We start from the raw sequence: 19,798 nt of genomic DNA, 5'->3' as shown, positions 1-19,798 counted from the left end.
TATTAATTTCAACATCTATTGATTCATTTTTTACAATGCAAGTTTAGATGAATCTTGTTACATGAATGTTGCACGAATGTTACATTAATGTTACAACTTGAATTCGATGTTCAAATAAGCGAAAGAACTTGATTTTCCGTCTCTTGGATTCCATGTCGAGAAATTTGGGGCTATCTTCAACTGTTTGATCGGGGAGTATTGGATACCGATTAAGACCCGTTGCCCGTCTGCGCTGCTCCAATCGTCTTTGGAAGCCAAGTTGTCATATCTCCCGAAAGCGTCGAATTTTTCGGCTAATTTCACCGTGGAGTAAACGGAGAAACCGTTTTGGTCTTTATCTTCTTTGGATTTGGTGTTGAACATTTGGTTGTATTCACCGCCAAGAGAGAAAAGTTTGTGTTTATATCCGGCGAAGAAAGCCAAGTTCTGTTGATCTTTCAATCCGTCTGCATCACTGCTTTTGCTGGCGAGGTCATAGTAGGCACGGATAGTCAGACCTTTTACCGGGAATAAAGTGGCTCCGACGGCATATCGGTATTTGTTGTCTCCGTTCAATTTTTTGTACCCTTCGCCGTTGCTGATCGTGATATCGGCAGAGAGCCATTTGGTAAATTTGTATCTGCCCAAAATACCCATGTCTGCGCTGGAACCGAACTTGTACTCGTCTTGGAATGATTTCATGATGTAACGGTATCCCCAGAACTTTTCTTGCACGTTGAATTGTTCCAAACCGATCAACCCGAAATCCAAGGTAAAATCTCCTGTCTTCCAGCTTAACATGGCGTTTTTGATATAAGCCACTCTTTCAAGGTCTGCGCCGTCTACTTTCGTGGAGCCCATGTCGAATACTACCTTCCCGCTAAGTTTCTCGGTTAGTGAAAATTGATAACCCAAGTAAGCGCGATCCAACGCGAATCCGGACTCTTTGTTCGCGTCCCCCAATCCGGCATGATAGTTAGCGAAAACGGTAACGATAGGTTTCCCGGTAATCTGGAATTTCTTTTTTTCTTCTTGTCCGAAACTGCTCATGCAGGCGATAATCAAAACCACACTCATTAAAATCTTTTTCATTTGTCTAAATTTTAGTCGTTAAATAAATAATTGAAAACCTCTTGTTTTCGACGGCTAAAGTAGATTGAAAAGATTTCTAAAAAGATACATTTTAATTACAACAATGTTACATTTTCTATTTCCTGAAAATAGAAAAATTTACGCTGCCGTATTGACGGTGTTCGGAGAAGAAGGGGGCAGATGAGAAGTCTACCGTGCCGGGATGTTCAATAATAGCCAACCCGTCCGGGGCTAATAATTCATTGTCAAATATAGCGGCCGGGATATCCATAATCTTTTCCAGATCGTATGGAGGGTCGGCGAAGATGATATCAAAGGACTGGCCTTTCAGTTTTTTGCAAGCGATAAACACGTCGGTTTTGAATACGTTGATATTCTTGAAACCGAGTTGGACTATCGTCTTTTTTATAAAAGAGTAATGATTGTAGTTCAATTCCACGGATACGATTCGTTCTGCACCGCGTGAGGCAAATTCGTAGCTGATACTTCCCGTGCCGGAAAATAAGTCCAACACGACGGCTCCCTCTATATCGATGTAGTTGTTGAGCACGTTAAACAAGTTTTCTTTAGCAAAGTCCGTTGTCGGGCGAGCCCTGAAATTTTTGTCCGGGAATATGACTTTCCCCTTGTGTGTGCCGCTTATAATCCGCATCGATGAAGATTTAACAAGTGAATGAAATAGGATGAATTGATCTCCTTGCCGGGCAAGATACCGTTTAATATAGGTTCTTTCGCGAAATAAGGAGTGGGTAAATAGGTCGAGAGCAATTCTTTCAGTTTCTCGTCATTTGTTGCTGCACCGAACACCGAAACGTGTAGTTTCTCTTTTTGAATGTCACATTCTTTGATGCAATTCAACAGGAAATAAACGATGTCGGTTGCCGTCCTGTGATTAAACGAGTTGAATAATTGCACCCTTGTATCTTTTATAAATAGGATATCGAAAAAATCAGCCTGTATGTTCAGGAATATTTGTTCCGAACCATGCAATGCTTTTGTTAACGCTCCTTGTATAAAGGGGTATGCCTCGTTCACGATTTGGAGCACCGGGAAATGTTCCCGAACGAAATTGTTGAGAGTGGTATTGATCGTTTCCACGAGGTAGGCATCTATTTTCTCGATATGATGATACAAAAGCGTATCATCGGGGGTAATCTCTTGATTCACGGAATAGAGGGTTGCCACGTTCGCCTTGTTAAAGAGAGCCCCGGGGATAATGGTTCTCTCGCTGAAACAGGGCATAAGATATACCTTTTTGAATCGCAGGTTCAGAATCACGTCGTTCACGAGATAATTCTTCAACCGGGCAATCACGGCTTCACGAGAGTCCGCGGCATAAGGTTCGTGAACAAATACCATTAATTTGTCACGGGCGTCATGCACGCAAAACGAAAATCCATCCGTTGCATAACGGATGGATAATATCGATTGTGTAGATAATTCGTAAGTGAAATCCGAGTCAACAAAATAAATACTCTGCATGTATTCCTCGTTTACGAACCGGAATGTTACTCCCAGTTACCCACGTTATTGTTTGCCTCTGCCACGCTACCCACTTTCAGACCGGGGTATTTTTGTAATCTTTTTCTTTCACCGTTGTATTCGAGAATGGCATCTTCGTATTCTTCAAATAAATCTTCGAAGATAATCATGTTGTTTACACGAGCCTCGAACACGGGAACCTCGATACCTGATTCCGTCCAGATCATGTTTGTTCCCATCTTGAATTCATGTTTCCGTTTGGTGAACGGTACATAACGAAGATCGTCGATCGGGTAGTTTTTCCCGAAAAGTTGCTCAAGTGCGGATATACGCATCGTGTCACGGATGATAAGACCTTTCTTCAATGCCTCTTGTTCCGTCATACCTTGATCCAGTTGGTCATCGGTAAGCTCTCCGATAGAACGCACTGTTTTCAACGAATCGTATTTCACGAAATGAATCAAAGTATCGAAACTACTAGTGTATACCCCGTGGATACTCTTGTAAGCATCTTGTGCAGTTCTGATATCCTTTAACCTTTGGATAATTCTATCGTATCTTTGGTTTCTCAATTTTTCAAATTGAATAGGGTTCTGCACGCTTGCATAACACAAATAACCCAGGTAGATAGCCGCAAGTGCTAAAACGATTTGGATAATGATCTTAACTGGTTTCATTTTTTCTGTCTGTATATTTGTTATATATTAAACAAGTTAGTTCTACTGTTTTCAAGCTGTTTTTTTCATATCTTTACACGGTGTTTATTCAACACCTCGCACGAATCCACGTTGGATTACAGTGTCGGCAAATATAAGAAAAAAAAAGTTTATACCACAGTTTTGGCTATTTATTTTAATCATGATACATGAACATTTTGAACGTATTGTAAAAGAGAAGTTTGGGTTTGATTTCTCTCCCTCTCAACAGGAGGCGATGAGATGTTTCACGACTTTTTTCTTTGACCGAAACCCCGAAAGTTTGTTCTTGTTGAAAGGATTCGCGGGAACGGGAAAGACCTCTCTGGTGGCGGCAATCGTCAATACATTGCTGCAATTCGAGTATCATGTTGTGCTGTTAGCCCCGACGGGACGTGCGGCAAAAGTGTTTTCCGGTTATTCGGGGCAATCGGCGTACACGATACACAAGAAGATTTATCGCCAGAAAAATGCACAGGAAGGAATTGGCGTCTTTAACTTGGGATTTAACGCGGGAGCCAACGTGTTGTTTTTCGTGGATGAGGCATCCATGATTTCGATGAGTTCTCAGGATTCTAATTTCGGAACGGGTTCTCTATTGGATGATTTGTTTGAATTCGTGTATAACGGGCGCAACAATCGTTTGGTGCTGATCGGGGATACGGCACAGCTTCCCCCGGTTGGAGTGGATGTCAGTCCGGCATTGGATGCCGAATTTCTGCAAGTGAGTTACGGTATGGAGGTTTACGAGGCAAGCCTCACGGATATTATGCGTCAATCCGAACAATCCGGTATCTTGTATAATGCGACTCTCGTGCGGGAGATGATCGGGGCGGCTCCTTATGCCAAATTGTTGTTGAAAGTTGCACCCTTCCCGGATATAGTACGTGTCGGGGGAGGAGAACTGTTGGATGAATTGGATCTTTGTTACGGTAGGTTCGGCATGGACGAAACGATGGTTATCTGCCGTTCCAACAAGCGGGCGAACCGTTTTAACGAGGGTATCCGTGCCCGTGTGCTTTACCGGGAAGAAGCATTTGGCGGTGGAGATAAGATCATGGTTGTAAAGAATAATTATTTCTGGGGTGCCGAATATGATAAGATTGATTTTATCGCCAACGGCGATATTGCCACCGTAGAGAAAGTGGGAAAATACAAGGATTTGTACGGCTTTCATTTCGTTCATGCCCGCCTCAGTATTTACGGGTACGAGGAAGAGATTTCGGCTTGGGTGATGCTCGATACTTTGACCTCGGAACAACCCGCGTTGAGTTATGACGAGTATCGAAAGTTGTTTGCGGCAGTGGAAGAGGATTACATGGATATCCCTTCCAAACAAAAGCGGTACAAAAAAATACAAGAGGACGAGTATTTCAACGCCCTACAAATCAAATTCGCTTACGCTGTGACTTGCCATAAGGCACAAGGCGGGCAATGGGATGCCGTTTTTATCGATCCGGGATGGATGGGGGACGAGATGATGGACGACGAGTATTGGCGTTGGCTTTACACGGCATTTACACGTGCCCGCAAGAAATTGTACCTGATTAATTTCAAAGATGAGCTGTTTGGGGATTCGGGGAATTTATAAATAATGAAGCCCCCTAAAAACACCAAACTTTTAGGGGGCTTTATCGTACAGAATTTCCGCTATTATTTTTTCTTTACCCATTTGACCGCATCGGCTGCGATAAGTTGGGCGTATTCTTGACCGAATTTTTCATTCTTGAAGGAGGCTATTCCTCGGTCGTCCAATACGACACGTGATTCTCCTGCCGGTAAGGTAAATGTGCCTAATGATACCCATGCTTCTTCTGCTGGCAAAGGAAGTGTACATGCTACATAATAGTCTGCTTCTTGAGTTTCAATGACTATTTCTTTTTCGCCTTCCGGGGTATAGACGGTATAGTAGTTTTTCGTCTCGGGGTAATCGACTGCATAGAAAATGCCGTTGGGGCATTCGCAGACATGGGGCCGATGGACAAATATTTCGTATTTCCCTGCTTCCGGAATATCTGCCTTCCATTCGGCTTTGGATTTTCCTGTACCGGCTTTTTTGACAAAAGCACTGCGAATATGTTCTCCGTGAAACTCTTGTGAAAGAGTAAGTTCCCATGTGTTGCCTTTAACTTTATAGAAGGGAATGTATTTTTCATTATTCTCTTTTTTGATTATATCAGTCAGTCGTTTTCGATTGTTTGCCGAATCGATGAGGTGGAAATTAGCATCTTCGTTATCCACAATGATTTCTCCCGGGGGGTAGAATTGATTTCTGTCAAGTAACATGATACCTTTGTTAGGTACTGAGCTTGATACTGGAGATTGGCTGACTTTAATGTCTTGGGGAAAACATCCTGAAAAGTTTGTGGTTAATTGTAGTTTATATTCTATGTTTTCACGAACGACGATTTGTTTGTATTCTCTGGGTTTAATCAAGTAACTTTGAAGATTTCTGATTCTAGAGTAGTCCTTTGCAATAATTGAAATAATACCGTCTGTTTCGCTGGGATTGCCAACTTTAAAATCGAGGATTTGCGTATCTTCCGTTTTTTTCCGGTATATGTCTTTTATCGATAACAAGGGAACTTCGTGAGTTGTGTACCACTCGTCCATGTATGCCTTGATGTTTTGTCCGAAACGTTGTTCGAATCCCTCGATGAATGAATCGAAGTTAACTTCATGGAAAGGAATATGTGTGTTGAATTCTTGCATAAACTGGTTCAGTGAATCCCAGGTCGTGATTGTGGTAAGATACCCAAGTAGATGTGAAACTTTCGAACGGATTGCGATGTTTTGTTCTTGACTATACTCTTCGGCGATGATTCCTTTTAAGCCTTTTTCAGCGATGCGATTTAATAATTCCAAGCTCATGATATCATTGGGGCTTCTATATACGTCCGGATTTATCATTTGTTTGAATATTAGTTCTATGCCTTGATAGGTGTCGGACGTGATGCAGCTATTGTAATTAGTGAAAATATGTTTAATTCTTAGGTCGTTATTTAATAAAGAGGGGATATGAGAGTCCAGAATATATTCCTGTACGCTTTTGTCGTGGTGGCTGTTGTTTGTATAATCAGCAGGATTGCAATTTTCAATGCGGCATAATCGTTCATGGAAAAGTGCGATTTCCGGTTGCATGCAGTCGTTAAACAACGTTGAACGTAGAAAATAAGAAGATGAAGGCACCTCAATCAGTTTGAAATATTTGAAAGGATAAGGGTTGGATTTATCTTTTTCGATCTCATCTTTGCACAGGTAAAACATTTTTTTTAAATCTTTCTCTCGGTTCGGGTTGTTTTCTTTGAGGAGCTCCCATTCGTCGAAATATTTCATGTAGCAATCATTTCCCGGGTAAGTATAAAGTTCCACGGTAAGCGAGTCGACAGTGAGGGTTCTTTTCTCGTATTCCCCGATACAGAGGGTTAGTCCCGTCAAGTTTTGCAGATTATTAAACGTGACATACTCTCCTTCTGTCGTGGGTACTCCTTGGGATAAAATAGTCAGTTCGCCCGTTTTTTTGACGTGGAGCGTGTAACTCGTGAAATTCATTTCTGCAGATGCTTGCAATGCTATTGAGGGAACTGTTGTTGGGTACCACATCACTTCCGGTCTGAGGAAAGTGAATTTACTTGATACAAAAGCGGGATGTTTGCCATAATTCTCTTTAGAAAAAGGATTATCTTCTAGGGAGAAAAAAATCTCGTCAGGTATGTTTATCTGGTAAATATCTTCGTCAATGTATCCCTCGTACGTGATATCTAATTTGATATATTCATTCGGTGCCAGGGAACGTTCGATGACAACGGCTAGGAGCTCTCTATGAAAGGGAAGGTTTTGTCCGTTGGATTCAATTTTGTTAATTTTCAGCCCTGGGTTAAGGAATAACAAGAGCTGGTCCATTTTCTTTTTTTTCTGGTTTTGTACTTGCATTCGGCTTGTTGCCGAGAAAGTGTTGCCCTCGGGGCGATACGTGATGTCGTGTGTAATCACGCGGGCTTTGGGTGTTTCGGTGTATTTAAGAAAGGTTTCGCGGCAGGTAATTCTATTTTCTTGGCGGGATTGGTATTTTTCAATGTAGATGAAACCGAGGCACAGGGAAAATGTTAAAAACAACGTGGCTGGAATAGCTAAATAGTGTTGCCGCTCGGCGAATCCGGGGAGTCTTTTCACGAGTAAAACGCTAAAGTAAAGAAAACTAATTCCCAATAGCAAGAATACACCCCGGTGAAGTAGGAAACAGGATAGATCCATGAATCCTATTAGGGTGGAAAAAGAGTTGGGAAGCAAGCGTCCTTGGAAGTCCAGTATGCCGTAAAAAGCTGCTGCAGCGTAATTGTATTCGAAATAAAGAAAAGCCATTAGAATCAACCAACTAAACATGGGGTGTTTAATCAGTTTATTGATAAGTATAGATAGGCCGGTGATGAAAATTAGCGTGGGAACCGTATAGGTGAAAAGATAGAAAAGGTTTATCCATAAACTGACAGGAGAATTTGGGATAAATATGTTGATAATCATGGATATGAACATGAAAATAATATCTATCGTGAGGAATGGTCCAAGAATCCCTATAACCTCCCCGAGAAGGGTTTGCCCGTTGCTGATAGGTCGTGTCAAGAGAACTTCCCTCGTTTCTGCTTTTTTCTGTTTCCTTTGAATGTCACAAACAAGGGAAGTAACAATGAGAGATTGAAATAGATTCAGGAAATAGACTCCGCGTAGAGGCAGGGAAGAAGTTAATGCAACATCTTGCCACCCAATACACCCAATACCTAGGATAAAAACACCTGGGATTAGAGTACCTAATATATACACTCCCCCAATAATGAAAAGGTAGAATAGCCAATTCCTTCTTGTCAACTTGCTTTCGTAAGTTATAATTGTTTTTAGATTTGTAGTTTTCATGTTTGCAGGTTTATTTTTAGTACTATAGAGGGTGAAAATATAAATATTGTATTATGAATAAGAAGATTCTTTGAAAATAAACAAATAAAGAGAGGAGAAAGGCTCCTCTCCTTGAATATTTGGTTCATGTGAAATAACATAGCCTTATTATAGGCTTAAGATATTCTTGTTTTTGTAGAAAAATCTGAATAATTGTCGTGTTGAATTATACAGTTTTTAATTTATTGTTATCTTGCTATATGTACCTCTTCAATTGTTACCTCTTTTGTTTCTGCAGGCTCACTTCTTCCTACACCATTTATGGCTGAAACACGGAATGTTACTTTAGCTCCTTTCGTCATATTATCAACGTAATGACTAAGCTCTGTAGTTCCTCCTTTGCTTATCCATATGTTAGAATTGTGCTCTCTGCATTCAATTTCATAGGATACTATTCGAGACCCACCATCATCCTTGGGTGCTTGGTATGATATCGTGCATGAATGATCCGTTGTCGCATCTATTTTAGGAAGTCTCGGAGGACTAGGTCTACTAGCTGTGCTAGCAAATACGATTGTCGTAATGACTAAGCCTAAACAGATGAATAAAAATGGTTTCAAAAATTTTTTCATAATTTTGTTCTTTAAGGGTTTTATTTTTAGTATATCGTTGTAAATATAAGTAAATGCTAGACTATTGGCAAATATTTATCATGATTTTTAAGAATAAATTGTCTTTTGTAGAATAAATTTTTTGTAGGCTAAAGTAAATTTGACTATTAAATTGGAAATGGAACAATGATTATTTAAAATATATTAGCCGACTAATTCATAAAAATTAGTCGGCTAATACTTATAATCGGCAATCTCCGAATCACGAAATCACTGAATCTTTAAATCTTTGATAATGTCATCAATCCGGTCATTCGCCTCTTTCTGTGCCCGCTCGTAATCATTCACGTCTTTCATCTGGGTGCGGGCTTCAAAATAGAATTTGATTTTGGGTTCCGTGCCGGAGGGGCGTACGGAAATCTTGCTGCCGTCGGCAAGGAAGAATTGCAGTACGTCGCTGGTCGTTTCAAAATCAAGGTGTTTCTTTTCACCCGTGCGCAAATCGGTCGCTTCCAGTGTTAAGTAATCCTTTTTGAGGACAACGTCACTATGGTTAATGCTCTTCGGGGTATTGTGACGGAATTCTTTCATCATGGATTTGATTTCCTCTGCCCCGGTGATGCCTTTGCGCACGATGTAAATCATTCTCTCCTGCGAGAACCCGTATTTCGCGTAAATTTCTTTCAAGAACGTGTAGATGGTTTTGTTTTGCATCTTCACCCATGCGGCAATCTCTGCCATGAGTGAAGTGGCTGATACTCCGTCTTTATCACGCGTGAAAGCGCCCGGCATGAAACCGAATGATTCTTCGCCGCCACCGATGAATTTCTCTCCTCCTTCTTTGCGGATCACGTCAGCAATCCACTTGAACCCGGTGTACACGTCGTAACAAATGATATTATTTTTCTCTGCTATATCTTTGATTAATTCCGTGGTAACAATCGTTTTCACGGTGTATTCGCCACCTTTAAGCAGCCCAAGTTCTTTTTTTCTACGGATGATGTATTCCGTGAATACAATGTTGGTTTGGTTACCGTTCAGCAAAGTCCATTCGTTCTTGTCGTCTTTGACAGCGATACCGATCCGGTCGCCGTCGGGGTCACACGCCATGGCAAGGTCAGCATCTATTTTGCGAGCCAGCTCCAACGCCATTTTAAATGCGGCAGGTTCTTCCGGGTTGGCAGAAGCTACGGTCGGGAAATCCCCGTCCGGGATGCTTTGTTCGGGTACGGTATGGATGTTCGTGAATCCCCAGTTGCGCAAAGATTCCGGCACGAGTTCGTAGGTCGTTCCGTGCAACGGGGTGAAGACGATTTTTAAATCATGTTCTTTTTGGATGGCCTCCGGTGAAAGGCTTAATGTCTTCACTTTGTCGAGGTATTTCTTGTCGAAGTCTTGCCCGAGAATGGTGATCATTTCGGGAACTCCTTTGAATTTGATATCCGTGACTTGTACTTTTTTCACCTCGTTAATCACGTTTTTATCGTGCGGGGGAACAAGTTGCGAACCGTCGTCCCAGTAGGCTTTGTACCCGTTATATTCTTTCGGGTTATGCGAGGCGGTGAGAATAACTCCCCCTTTGCAACCTAATTCCCGGATAGCGTACGACATTTCTGGGGTGGGGCGCAGGTCTTCAAACAGGTAAACATGTATTCCGTTAGCCGAGAAGATATTGGCGGCGGTTTCCGAGAAAAGATGGGAATTGTGTCGGCAGTCGTGTCCGATACATACGGCTTTTTTCTCGTTCGGGAACATTTGGTTGATATAGTTGGAGAAACCTTGCGTGGCGGCTCCTACCGTGTAAATATTCATCCGGTTTGTGCCGACTCCCATGATTCCGCGCAATCCCCCGGTTCCGAATTCCAGATCGTTGTAGAACGATTCCACCAGTTCGGTTGTATCCGTGTTATTTAACAGGCGTTGTACTTCAACTCGTGTTTCTTCGTCATAAGCCTTATCCAACCATTTTTCGGCTTTGGCTCTGGCTACTTTTATGATGTCATTGTTTTCCATAAGCTATCATTTTATTTACCTTCTTGCAAAGGTAGGATTTTCCTGAATGAATAATATGGATTTTGAGATTAAATTGTTACGTTTCAAAGAAGAAAAATGCAATAAAAAAGCCTCGTTCTGCAACGAGGCTTTTTTATATGGCTAAAGCTTAAATTAAAATTTTCTCTCTTTAATTTTTGCTTTCTTTCCGGTAAGTTTACGGAAATAGTAAATTCTGGCTTGACGAACAGCACCTCTCTTGTTCACCTCGATCGCTTTGATATAAGGAGAACTGAAGGGAATGATACGTTCTACACCAACGTTTCCGGACATTTTCCGAACCGTGAAGGTTTTCGTGGTTCCGGTACCTTTAATTTGGATAACTACGCCTTTGAAAATTTGGACACGTTCTTTGTTTCCTTCAACAATCTTGTAGTGTACACTGATCGTGTCACCAGTAGAAAATTCGGGAATTTCAACACTGTTTTCCTGTGCAAAAGCCTGTTCCGCAATTTTAATTAAGTCCATTGTCTTTATTTTAAAAATTCACTTATCGAACGCAGTATTACGACTTTTGTCTTTCATGTAAGAGACTGCGTACGTTTTAAAATCGAGTGGCAAAGATATAAAAATAAATATTCCGGTGCAATAGCGCCGGAATATTTATTTGTTACAAGTTCACAAGTTACAGGTTGCAGGTTCTCGAACTTGCAACTTGCAGAGCCGTAGGCTCAACTTGCAACCTGCAACCGAAATTGGAAGTAGTAGTTATTCTACTACTTCCAATTTCTTGCCAGTCTGTTCGATAATCATACGCAAATACCATTCCGGTAAAGCGGGTTGCTCTACTTTCGGGTTCTTTTCTCCCGGGATAGCGGTTTTCACGTTTCCGTCCATGTATTTGCAAAACAGATAGCCGTAGAAATCTCTCCACGTGTCCACGAGCTGGTTTCCGGTACGGCAAGAAAAATCGGTGATAAATTCGATAGTTGCTTTTCTGTCTTTTGCTAACATTTCCTTTGCCCCGGCGTCAATCATCTGCACGAAATTCACGTATTGTTTTTCTAACGCAACTTGTTTCTCCCGAATTTCCGGGTGAATCAAGTTGTAGCGGGTATAAGCAAAATTCGTTACTTGGTTGAAAACCCAGAAAGCAGCCTTGTTCGTGAATTCCATCATGCTACCGTTACCTTCGGCAAATGCGAACGGAACTTCCGTTGATGCAGAGTACATCGGGAAATATACCGAGCTTGCCGCGTCGTCAACCCCGAACCAAAGGATACCGCCGATCTCGTCCGGTAGCCAGCTTCTACATTGAGCGACAAAAGTGAAGCCTGTTTGTTGAGTGGCGGTTGCTCTCTCGTGTACATATTCCTTGCCGTCGACCTTGAAGCTCATCGGGCGCCATCTGTAAGGGCATTCGTAAGGTCCTGCACCCATATCCTTGCTCATATCCAATTCAGTTCCTTCCAGATGGTCACGCATGAAATCCATTACCTGAAGTACGTCAACCTTCTCGCTCGGTTTGATCCACAACGGCATACGGTTCGTGGCGTATCCTTTAGCGTCGCGCTTGATATCTCTTCCGTTGGCGTAATTGAAATATTTTCCCATATCCGGGTTTACGGCATTGAAGAAAGCCCACACGCGGATTTCGCAAGCACGTGCTCCGCTGAAATCTACCGGTGCGTAGGTATCCGAGAAGCTGAAATCTTTATTTTTACCGTCTTGGGGATAGAATCCTTTTTCTTTTGCGAAAGAGATCACATCTTTAGCATACACGGTGGTGATGTTCGTGTCGTAGATCTTGTTCATGTTGTCGGAAGAGATAGAAGTTTTGCCTTCCAACGGGAACGTGGTGATACGGGCTTGATTGGCATGTGCCGATACGTATCCGTCCGGAACCATGCGGGCAACCCACACGGCACCTTTCTCGCCTTCTCCTTTACCGATAATTTCAAGAATCCATACTTCGTTGGGGTCGATGATAGAGATGGATTCTCCACTACTTGCCCAACCGTATTTTTCAATCAAGTCGGTCATTACAACGATCGCCTCGCGGGCAGTTTTGGCACGTTGTAACGTGATATAGATTGCACTACCGTAATCTATAATGGCTCCAGTTTGAGTTTCCAGTTCTTTTCTTCCGCCGTAAGTCGTTTCGGAAATAGCCAACTGGTGTTCGTTCATGTTACCGACTACATTATATGTATGTGCTACTTGAGGGATTTTGCCCATGAATTTACCGGTATCCCACTCGTAAACGTCGAGCATGCTTCCGGCTGGCCAATCCCGTGCAGGCCAATGATATAATTCTCCGTACAACACATGAGAGTCCGCGGAGTAGGTAACCATCGTGGATCCGTCTTTCGTGGATCCTTTCGTGAACAGAAAGTTCGTGCATGCCATCGTGTAAGAGGTGCAACAAACCAATGCTAATGTAATTAAGGCGTTTACTTTTCTCATTTTAAGTTATTGGTTTATATATGATTTATTTATTCATTATCGAATCCGATCCAAAGACTTCAGTAATTTGATGTCTTTGAATATTCCCCGCATAGCCATGTATGCGAGTACCACACATACCAAGGGAAGTATGAAACTTATTTTATATATGATATCTGCATCTATCTTGCTTTGGAATTGATTGATATGGTACCACATCAATATCATGGAGCCCAACAGAAGAATAATTTCAGCTATGCACAAGCGGATTTGCAGGAATCGCTTCTTGTAGAGGAATATAGTCACGAAGGGCAACCCGATCATGAAAATATTCAAGATAAGTAAAGCCCAGTAATTTGCTTGAAGTACTGTTTGTTGTCCGATCATGACCACCCCGTAAGTGAAAAAATTGTAATTTGCATCGTTGGGTACAAGTACTTGTGCGATGGGGGCAAATAAAGGTATTGCCATGATGATGGCAATGATAAGCAGGTAAACTGTTTGTATTCTTTGTATCATATCTAAAATTAAAAATTAACGCACGAGTGAATCTAACGTGTATTCGACAAGTTTTTTCATGTAAGGTTTGTAATTGGAAGATGCGTCCCCGTTTGCCCGGTTCGCTATGATCAGACAGAGCGTGGTAGCATGATGTCCCATGAGAGCGGAGAGTCCGGCGATAGCGGCGCTTTCCATTTCGTAGTTCACTATTTTATGACCGTTGAAATGAAAGCGGGCAATTTCGTCATTGACCGTCGGCATCTCTATCGGTAGGCGGAGTACCCGACCTTGCGGGCCGTAAAATCCGTTTGCGGTGAGCGTCACGCCTTTCACTGTCACGCCTTCCGTGTGCAATTTACTTACCAGTTCCGGTGAAGCCTTTACAGCGTAAGGGCGTGCGGCAAGGGGAGTCCAGTGACATTCTTTGATGAAAGCGTCTTCGAAAGCGCTATCACATACCGTTTCATTGTCCCGGTAGAAGCGTAATACCCCGTCGATGCCCAAACTCATTTCGGATATCACGAAAGAATGAACCGGAACATCGGCTTGCACGGAACCGGAAGTTCCGATGCGTACGATATTCAATCGCTTTTTCTCCGGCTTGATTTCTTTGGTTTGCAAATCAATATTCACGAGGGCATCGAGTTCGTTCATCACGATATCTATATTGTCTGGTCCGATTCCCGTGGAGATAACGGATATTCGCCTTCCCTTGTACAGTCCGGTGATTGTGTGGAATTCCCGGTCGCTTTTTTTGATTTCAATATGATCAAAATAAGAAGCGATCATTTCGACTCTTGACGGGTCGCCCACGAGGATGATTTGGTCTGCCAAATCACCGGGTTGCAGGTGAAGGTGAAAGACGCTACCGTCTTCATTCGTGATTAGTTCAGATGATTTTATCGGCTCCATAATCTGTTTACTTTTTTGAGCAACCAAATTTAGTAAAACAAATAATACCGGACAAACATTTGCCCGGTATTATTTGGTTTGGGGATTCTAAAACTATTTAGCGTAATTGATTGCTCGGGTTTCTCGGATGACCGTTACTTTTACTTGTCCCGGGTAAGTCATTTCATCCTGAATTTTCTTGGCGATCTCGTACGAGATTTTTTCTGCTTCCGTGTCGGAGATCTTTTCACTTCCCACGACAACCCGGAGTTCGCGGCCTGCTTGGATGGCGTATGTTTTCACCACTCCATTATATGAGAGAGCCAAGTCTTCCATTTCTTTCAGACGTTTGATGTAGGATTCTACAACTTCCCGTCTTGCTCCCGGTCTTGCCCCGGAAATAGCGTCGCAGGCTTGAACGATGGGAGCGATGAGTGTAGTCATTTCAATCTCCTCGTGGTGGGCCCCGATAGCGTTGCAAATATCCGGTTTTTCCTTGTATTTTTCAGCCAGACGCATACCGAGAATCGCGTGCGGTAATTCCGGTTCGTCGTCGGGTACTTTACCGATATCGTGCAATAGTCCGGCACGTTTTGCCTTCTTCACGTTCAACCCGAGTTCGGCGGCCATGATAGCGCAAAGATTCGCGGTTTCGCGGGCATGTTGCAATAGGTTCTGTCCGTATGAGGAACGGTATTTCATTTTACCTACCAAACGGATTAGTTCCGGGTGCAGACCGTGGATGCCGAGGTCAATCGTGGTACGTTTACCCGTTTCCACGATTTCTTCCTCTATCTGTTTTTTCACCTTGTTCACCACTTCCTCGATGCGTGCCGGGTGAATACGTCCGTCCGTTACCAGCTGGTGCAAGGACAGGCGAGCGATTTCACGTCTTACCGGGTCAAATCCGGAAAGAACGATAGCTTCCGGGGTGTCGTCCACGATGATTTCTACTCCGGTTGCGGCTTCGAGCGCGCGGATATTACGTCCTTCGCGGCCGATGATACGTCCTTTGATTTCATCCGAATCAATGTGGAATATGGATACGGCATTTTCCGTGGCGGTTTCCGTGGCAACCCGTTGAATCGTTTTTACCACGACCTTTTTCGCTTCCATGTTTGCCGTCATCTTCGCCTCTTCCATGATTTCGTTCACGTAAGACATGGCTTCCGTTTCCGCTTCGTCTTTCAAGGACTGGATCAGTTTTTCTTTCGCTTGTTCTGCCGACATTCCGGAAATGGCTTCCAGTTGCTCGATCTGTTGTTTTTTGAATTTATCCAGTTCCGCGTGTTTCTTTTCCCACAATTCCTTCTGCACTTCCAGCGTCTCTTGTTGAGTTTCCGTTTCCTTTATTTTCCGTTGGCATTCTTCCATTTTGCGTGCCAACTCGGCTTCTTTTTGTTTCAGCTTGTTCTCGGTGAGAAGAATTTTGCTGTTTCGGGCGTTTACCTGCTTTTCGTGTTCAGCCTTGATTTGTAAGAACTTTTCTTTTGCTTGCAGGATCTTGTCCTTCTTGATCACTTCCGCCTCGGCTTCCGCTTCTTTGATGATGTTTTTGCTTCTGTATTTGAGGGTGATGTTTATCAGGATATAACCGATAACGAACCCCACGACCAAAGCAACAACACCGGTAATTATTGTTGTTATCATATTTGTAACTTGAATTTATAGTTGTTGTATATAATTATTTTGGTGTTTTTTGTCAAAACAAAAAACCCGCACTATTTCTCTTTAAAAAACCCCTGTTAGACACGGGTAGAGCTGCCGTTAGATTCAGACTTCCACTGTCCCGAAGGAACCCCGAAGGGTCGAGGCCTGTCCTTGGCTAACAAAGCTTCACTCTAATTGGTTAAGTGTTGAGTTTTCCAGTTAAATACGAAATAATGCGGGTATATCTATTTCCTTTTCAAAGAACTCTTGTTTATTCTACTCTTTCAGAACTCCGTCCAGCCTGTTGCTGATCTTCCTCACTTCCTCTAATACGGGCTCGACGTCGTTTTGTTTCTCGGCTTCCAACATTTTTACCGTGAATTGTAACGCGGTAACTGCTAGAAAGTCGACGGGATCGGCATTCGCGTACTTTTCCCTATATTTTGCAATCTTACTATTAATCAGCTGGGCGGCTTTTCTGATCGCCTCTTCTTCCTCTCTCTCTATGGTCAGAACGCAAGGCCTACCGGCTATATTTAGAGTAACAGTAAGTTTATCATTCATATTTAATTATTCAAAAGAGCAATACATTTATCAATCTCCCGCACAAGTTGGCTTATTCTACTTTTCGCCTCGGTACTTCCTTCTCCGGTTGAAATAGCTGTCGCCACCTTCAATGTTTTGATTTCTTCATGTAATTTTATGTTCTCGCTTTTCATCCGCTCGATCCGGTCACGGAGTTCTTTAATTTCCGTATCCTTCTCTCTGTTTTTGTCCAGCGAGGATATATATAGTTTTATCAGTCGTTCAATTTTCTCGTTTAGCTCGTTAATAACGGCATTGTCTTTTGCTGTCATAACATATTCTTTACACGACAAAGATAGAAATATTTCTTTTAAATATCAAGAGTGTTATTAAATTTGCGGTGAAATTAATCGTTTTTTTATGAAAAGGAAAAGATTGTGGAGAAGGATTCTGTTGTCGGGAATCACGCTACTCGTTTTATCATCAAATATTTGCGCCCAGTCGGAGCGGTTGTTGTACCCGTTGCACGGGACCCCGCTATTGAGCGGAAATTTTGGAGAATTGCGTGCCACGCACCTGCATTCGGGGCTCGATTTTAAGACCGGGGGACGTGAAGGGCTGCCCGTGATCTGCGTGAAGGACGGGATGGTCGCCCGTGTCAAGGTGTCCCCCACGGGATACGGGAATGCCTTGTATATCGAGCACGAGGGAGGAATCACTACCGTGTACGGGCATTTGAGCCGTTTCGTGCCCCGGGTGGCGAAAGTGGTACGGGAGATACAATATAATAAGGAATCGTTTGCCATTGACGAGAACCTCGTGGGGCGGCAGCTTTTCTTTCGCGCGGGTGACACGATCGCTTATAGCGGTAATTCCGGTTCCTCCATGGGACCGCATTTGCATTTCGAGGTGCGGGAAACGGAAAGCGAGCACGCGCTGAATCCTTTGAACTATCTTTCCGTGGCGGATGAAACGGGACCTAACGTGCGGGGTGTTTACGTGTACACTTTTTCTCGTGAAGGAGTGAACGCCGGGGCCCGTCGGGTGGAAGTGAAAAACACGGGAAACCGGGTGTACCGGGGAGGGAAAATCAGCGTGCCTGCCGGTAATGTCGGTGTCGGCGTGCAAGCGGATGATTTCATGAAAGATTCATGGAATAAACTCGGGGTGTATGATATGGAAGTATCGGCGAACGGGGAGAAAATTTTCGAGTTGAAAATGGATCGCCTGTCTTTTGATCAGTCCCCGTTGGTAAACACGATAAAAGATTTTCACCAGTACCGGGAGGGCAGATACGTGTATCTGGCTTTCGGGGATTGTCAGTCCCGGTTGCTGGGAGCGAGCAACAGGCAAGGCGGTTTTATCGGGGTGCAAAAGGATAGTGTTGTCGACGTGGCAATCGAATTGCTGGATATAAACGGGAATCGTTCCAAGGTATTGTTTCAACTGGTGGGACGGCAGGAGGCTGCCGGGTTGGATATACCGGAAGGGGCGGAGGTTTTGACATGTGATCGGGAATATAATTTGCGGAACGGTAATTATTCTTTGTGCTTGGAAGCGGGGGCATTGGCATATCCCGTTATTTGTAAGCCTCGTGTCTGCTCGAGGGAGAAGGATAGCACGGGGGTGGTAGAGGTTTTTTCTTTGACAGAACGGGTATATCCTTTGTTGAAGAGTGCAAGGTTGTCCGTCGAAGGGGATTTCCCGGATAAATCCGTCTTTTGTCTGTTGGAAGAAAAAGGACGTTTATCTCCTTTAAATACCGTGTGGCGCACCGGAGGGTTGGAGGCGTCTACCCGTGTGTTGGGAGAATACACTATCCGGCAGGATACAATTGCCCCGGTGATTTTATACACGGGGGTGAAAGGGCGAAGGGTTCAATTCCGGGTATTCGACGATTTGTCCGGAATTGCTTCTTACCGGGTGGAGGTGAACGGGAAGTGGTGTCTGTTCACTTACGACGCCAAAAATCGCTTGCTCGAGGGAAGTCTTAACGAACCGGTCTTCGTGAAAGGGAAAAACCGGCTCGTGTTGAACGTGAAAGATGGCGTGAAAAATGAAGCGATTTTTGAAACCGACGTGTATGTAAAATAGTTCAACAAAAATTACTATCTTTGGAATGGACAAAAAAGTCCTGTTAAGTTTATACATATTATATAAGTAAATTTCGATATGATGAATATAGAAGAGGCAAAACAATTAGCGAAGAACGGACAGCGGGATGAAGCTATCGCGATGCTTTTGCAAATGTTGGAGAATGGTGCGGGAGAACGTGAAACCGTGTTGTTGGAGTTGGGGGCGGTGTATTATGCCAAGGGGGATACCACTCAAGCGTTGAATCATTTTAATGAAGTCGTGCGGATAAACCCGGAAAACACGAAGGCGAAGACCTATCTGGATATGATTAACGGCATCTTGAATTATTATTGCAAGGATTTGCTGAATCCTTGAGTTAGCGAGGGATAAATATTCTGGGGGTAAGGTCATGCTATGCTATAGATAGGGATGTTCTATGATTTTATCCGGTTTTTGGGTGGCTTATAGGCGGCTTTTGGGCGGCATCGCCTACACTTCGCCCATAGTTTGCCCACTTATCGCCCACGTTTTTGCATAAAAAAGGTATTTTTAACGCGGGCGGCATATCGATTATCCCGTATTGGGGTCCGGTTGCTGAAAAGCAGGTGAGGTGCTTTGCTGTTGGTCAATGGGAGTTTTACCCTTGTTCATGGTATTGTAATCAAGGAAAGGGAATGATTATTTCTTTGTGTACGAGAAAAAAATAGGCTGCAAGGGTTTTATATCTTAATTAATTGATATATCTTTGCAGCCAGTTTTTTGAATTGTTAAATATAAACTTCAATCCGCTTGAAAGGGGGTGGTCAATTATTATCGAGAGATTAAAAAGAATACATATTATTTAGTGGAGAACAGCACGATAAAGTGTTGTCGAATTTTGTGTTATATAAAAAATATTCATTTTAAATACTAGAAAATCATGATAATTGTACCATTAAAAGAAGGTGAAAACATCGAGAGAGCGTTGAAGAA

At 43.0% G+C, this 19,798-nt stretch carries 17 protein-coding genes; 3 read left to right on the top strand and 14 right to left on the bottom strand.

The window, feature by feature from the left end; all coding sequences use genetic code 11:
- Window positions 1–90: 90 nt before the first annotated feature.
- From Q5866_RS13470 to Q5866_RS13455, 4 genes are all read right to left on the bottom strand, one after another.
- Window positions 91–1,071 (bottom strand): hypothetical protein, encoded by a 981-nt coding sequence (locus Q5866_RS13470; protein ID WP_186976782.1) that lies wholly within the window; start codon window positions 1,069–1,071, stop codon window positions 91–93.
- Window positions 1,072–1,186: 115 nt separating this feature from the next.
- On the bottom strand, window positions 1,187–1,723 hold the full coding sequence (locus Q5866_RS13465; RefSeq protein WP_227216177.1) for an RsmD family RNA methyltransferase: 537 nt from the start codon (window positions 1,721–1,723) through the stop codon (window positions 1,187–1,189).
- Window positions 1,711–2,553 (bottom strand): DUF3822 family protein, encoded by an 843-nt coding sequence (locus Q5866_RS13460; RefSeq protein WP_227216169.1) that lies wholly within the window; start codon window positions 2,551–2,553, stop codon window positions 1,711–1,713. Before Q5866_RS13460 ends, Q5866_RS13465 begins: the two co-directional genes overlap by 13 nt.
- Before the next feature lie 26 nt (window positions 2,554–2,579).
- Window positions 2,580–3,230 carry a hypothetical protein gene (locus tag Q5866_RS13455; protein ID WP_303180754.1) on the bottom strand — a complete coding sequence of 217 codons (651 nt, stop codon included), beginning with the start codon at window positions 3,228–3,230 and terminating at the stop codon, window positions 2,580–2,582.
- Between the two features lie 181 nt (window positions 3,231–3,411).
- On the opposite strand from Q5866_RS13455, the gene Q5866_RS13450 reads away from it, so the two are divergent.
- Complete coding sequence (locus Q5866_RS13450) at window positions 3,412–4,839, top strand: ATP-dependent RecD-like DNA helicase (RefSeq protein WP_303180752.1); 1,428 nt, start codon at window positions 3,412–3,414, stop codon at window positions 4,837–4,839.
- Window positions 4,840–4,901: 62 nt separating this feature from the next.
- Here the strand turns inward: Q5866_RS13450 and Q5866_RS13445 are convergent, their stop codons facing one another.
- The 10 genes from Q5866_RS13445 to Q5866_RS13400 form a co-directional block, all read right to left on the bottom strand.
- Window positions 4,902–7,631: a hypothetical protein gene (locus tag Q5866_RS13445; RefSeq protein ID WP_303180751.1), complete on the bottom strand. Its 2,730-nt coding sequence runs from the start codon at window positions 7,629–7,631 to the stop codon at window positions 4,902–4,904.
- Window positions 7,632–8,383: 752 nt separating this feature from the next.
- Window positions 8,384–8,767, bottom strand: coding sequence for a fibronectin type III domain-containing protein (locus Q5866_RS13440; protein WP_099290564.1), 384 nt, complete (start codon window positions 8,765–8,767; stop codon window positions 8,384–8,386).
- A gap of 249 nt (window positions 8,768–9,016) precedes the next feature.
- Window positions 9,017–10,759, bottom strand: coding sequence for a phospho-sugar mutase (locus tag Q5866_RS13435; protein ID WP_303180749.1), 1,743 nt, complete (start codon window positions 10,757–10,759; stop codon window positions 9,017–9,019).
- 153 nt (window positions 10,760–10,912) lie between these two features.
- Window positions 10,913–11,266: a 50S ribosomal protein L19 gene (gene rplS / locus Q5866_RS13430; protein ID WP_099290562.1), complete on the bottom strand. Its 354-nt coding sequence runs from the start codon at window positions 11,264–11,266 to the stop codon at window positions 10,913–10,915.
- Between the two features lie 240 nt (window positions 11,267–11,506).
- A complete protein-coding gene (locus tag Q5866_RS13425; protein ID WP_186976767.1) occupies window positions 11,507–13,204 on the bottom strand; it encodes a dipeptidase in 1,698 nt (565 codons plus the stop codon).
- A 36-nt stretch (window positions 13,205–13,240) separates the two neighbouring features.
- Window positions 13,241–13,702: a DUF4293 domain-containing protein gene (locus Q5866_RS13420; protein ID WP_227216161.1), complete on the bottom strand. Its 462-nt coding sequence runs from the start codon at window positions 13,700–13,702 to the stop codon at window positions 13,241–13,243.
- Window positions 13,703–13,717: 15 nt separating this feature from the next.
- Complete coding sequence (locus Q5866_RS13415) at window positions 13,718–14,596, bottom strand: nucleoside phosphorylase (RefSeq protein WP_303180748.1); 879 nt, start codon at window positions 14,594–14,596, stop codon at window positions 13,718–13,720.
- 93 nt (window positions 14,597–14,689) lie between these two features.
- Window positions 14,690–16,225: a ribonuclease Y gene (rny, locus tag Q5866_RS13410; protein ID WP_099290558.1), complete on the bottom strand. Its 1,536-nt coding sequence runs from the start codon at window positions 16,223–16,225 to the stop codon at window positions 14,690–14,692.
- Between the two features lie 276 nt (window positions 16,226–16,501).
- Window positions 16,502–16,789, bottom strand: a complete 288-nt coding sequence (locus Q5866_RS13405; RefSeq protein ID WP_099290557.1) for a cell division protein ZapA — start codon at window positions 16,787–16,789, stop codon at window positions 16,502–16,504.
- 2 nt (window positions 16,790–16,791) lie between these two features.
- A complete protein-coding gene (locus Q5866_RS13400; RefSeq protein ID WP_099290556.1) occupies window positions 16,792–17,082 on the bottom strand; it encodes a hypothetical protein in 291 nt (96 codons plus the stop codon).
- Window positions 17,083–17,170: 88 nt separating this feature from the next.
- Between Q5866_RS13400 and Q5866_RS13395 the strand changes: the two genes are divergently transcribed.
- A complete protein-coding gene (locus Q5866_RS13395; protein WP_303180746.1) occupies window positions 17,171–18,844 on the top strand; it encodes a M23 family metallopeptidase in 1,674 nt (557 codons plus the stop codon).
- Window positions 18,845–18,922: 78 nt separating this feature from the next.
- The gene (locus Q5866_RS13390) at window positions 18,923–19,201 is read left to right on the top strand and encodes a lipopolysaccharide assembly protein LapB (RefSeq protein WP_186976747.1); all 279 of its coding nucleotides are present in this window, start codon (window positions 18,923–18,925) and stop codon (window positions 19,199–19,201) included.
- The last annotated feature ends 597 nt before the right edge of the window (window positions 19,202–19,798 follow it).

It is taken from the genome of uncultured Butyricimonas sp. (assembly GCF_959596855.1).
Lineage (GTDB): Bacteria > Bacteroidota > Bacteroidia > Bacteroidales > Marinifilaceae > Butyricimonas > Butyricimonas muris.
This window is presented reverse-complemented; position numbering and strand designations above follow the sequence as displayed.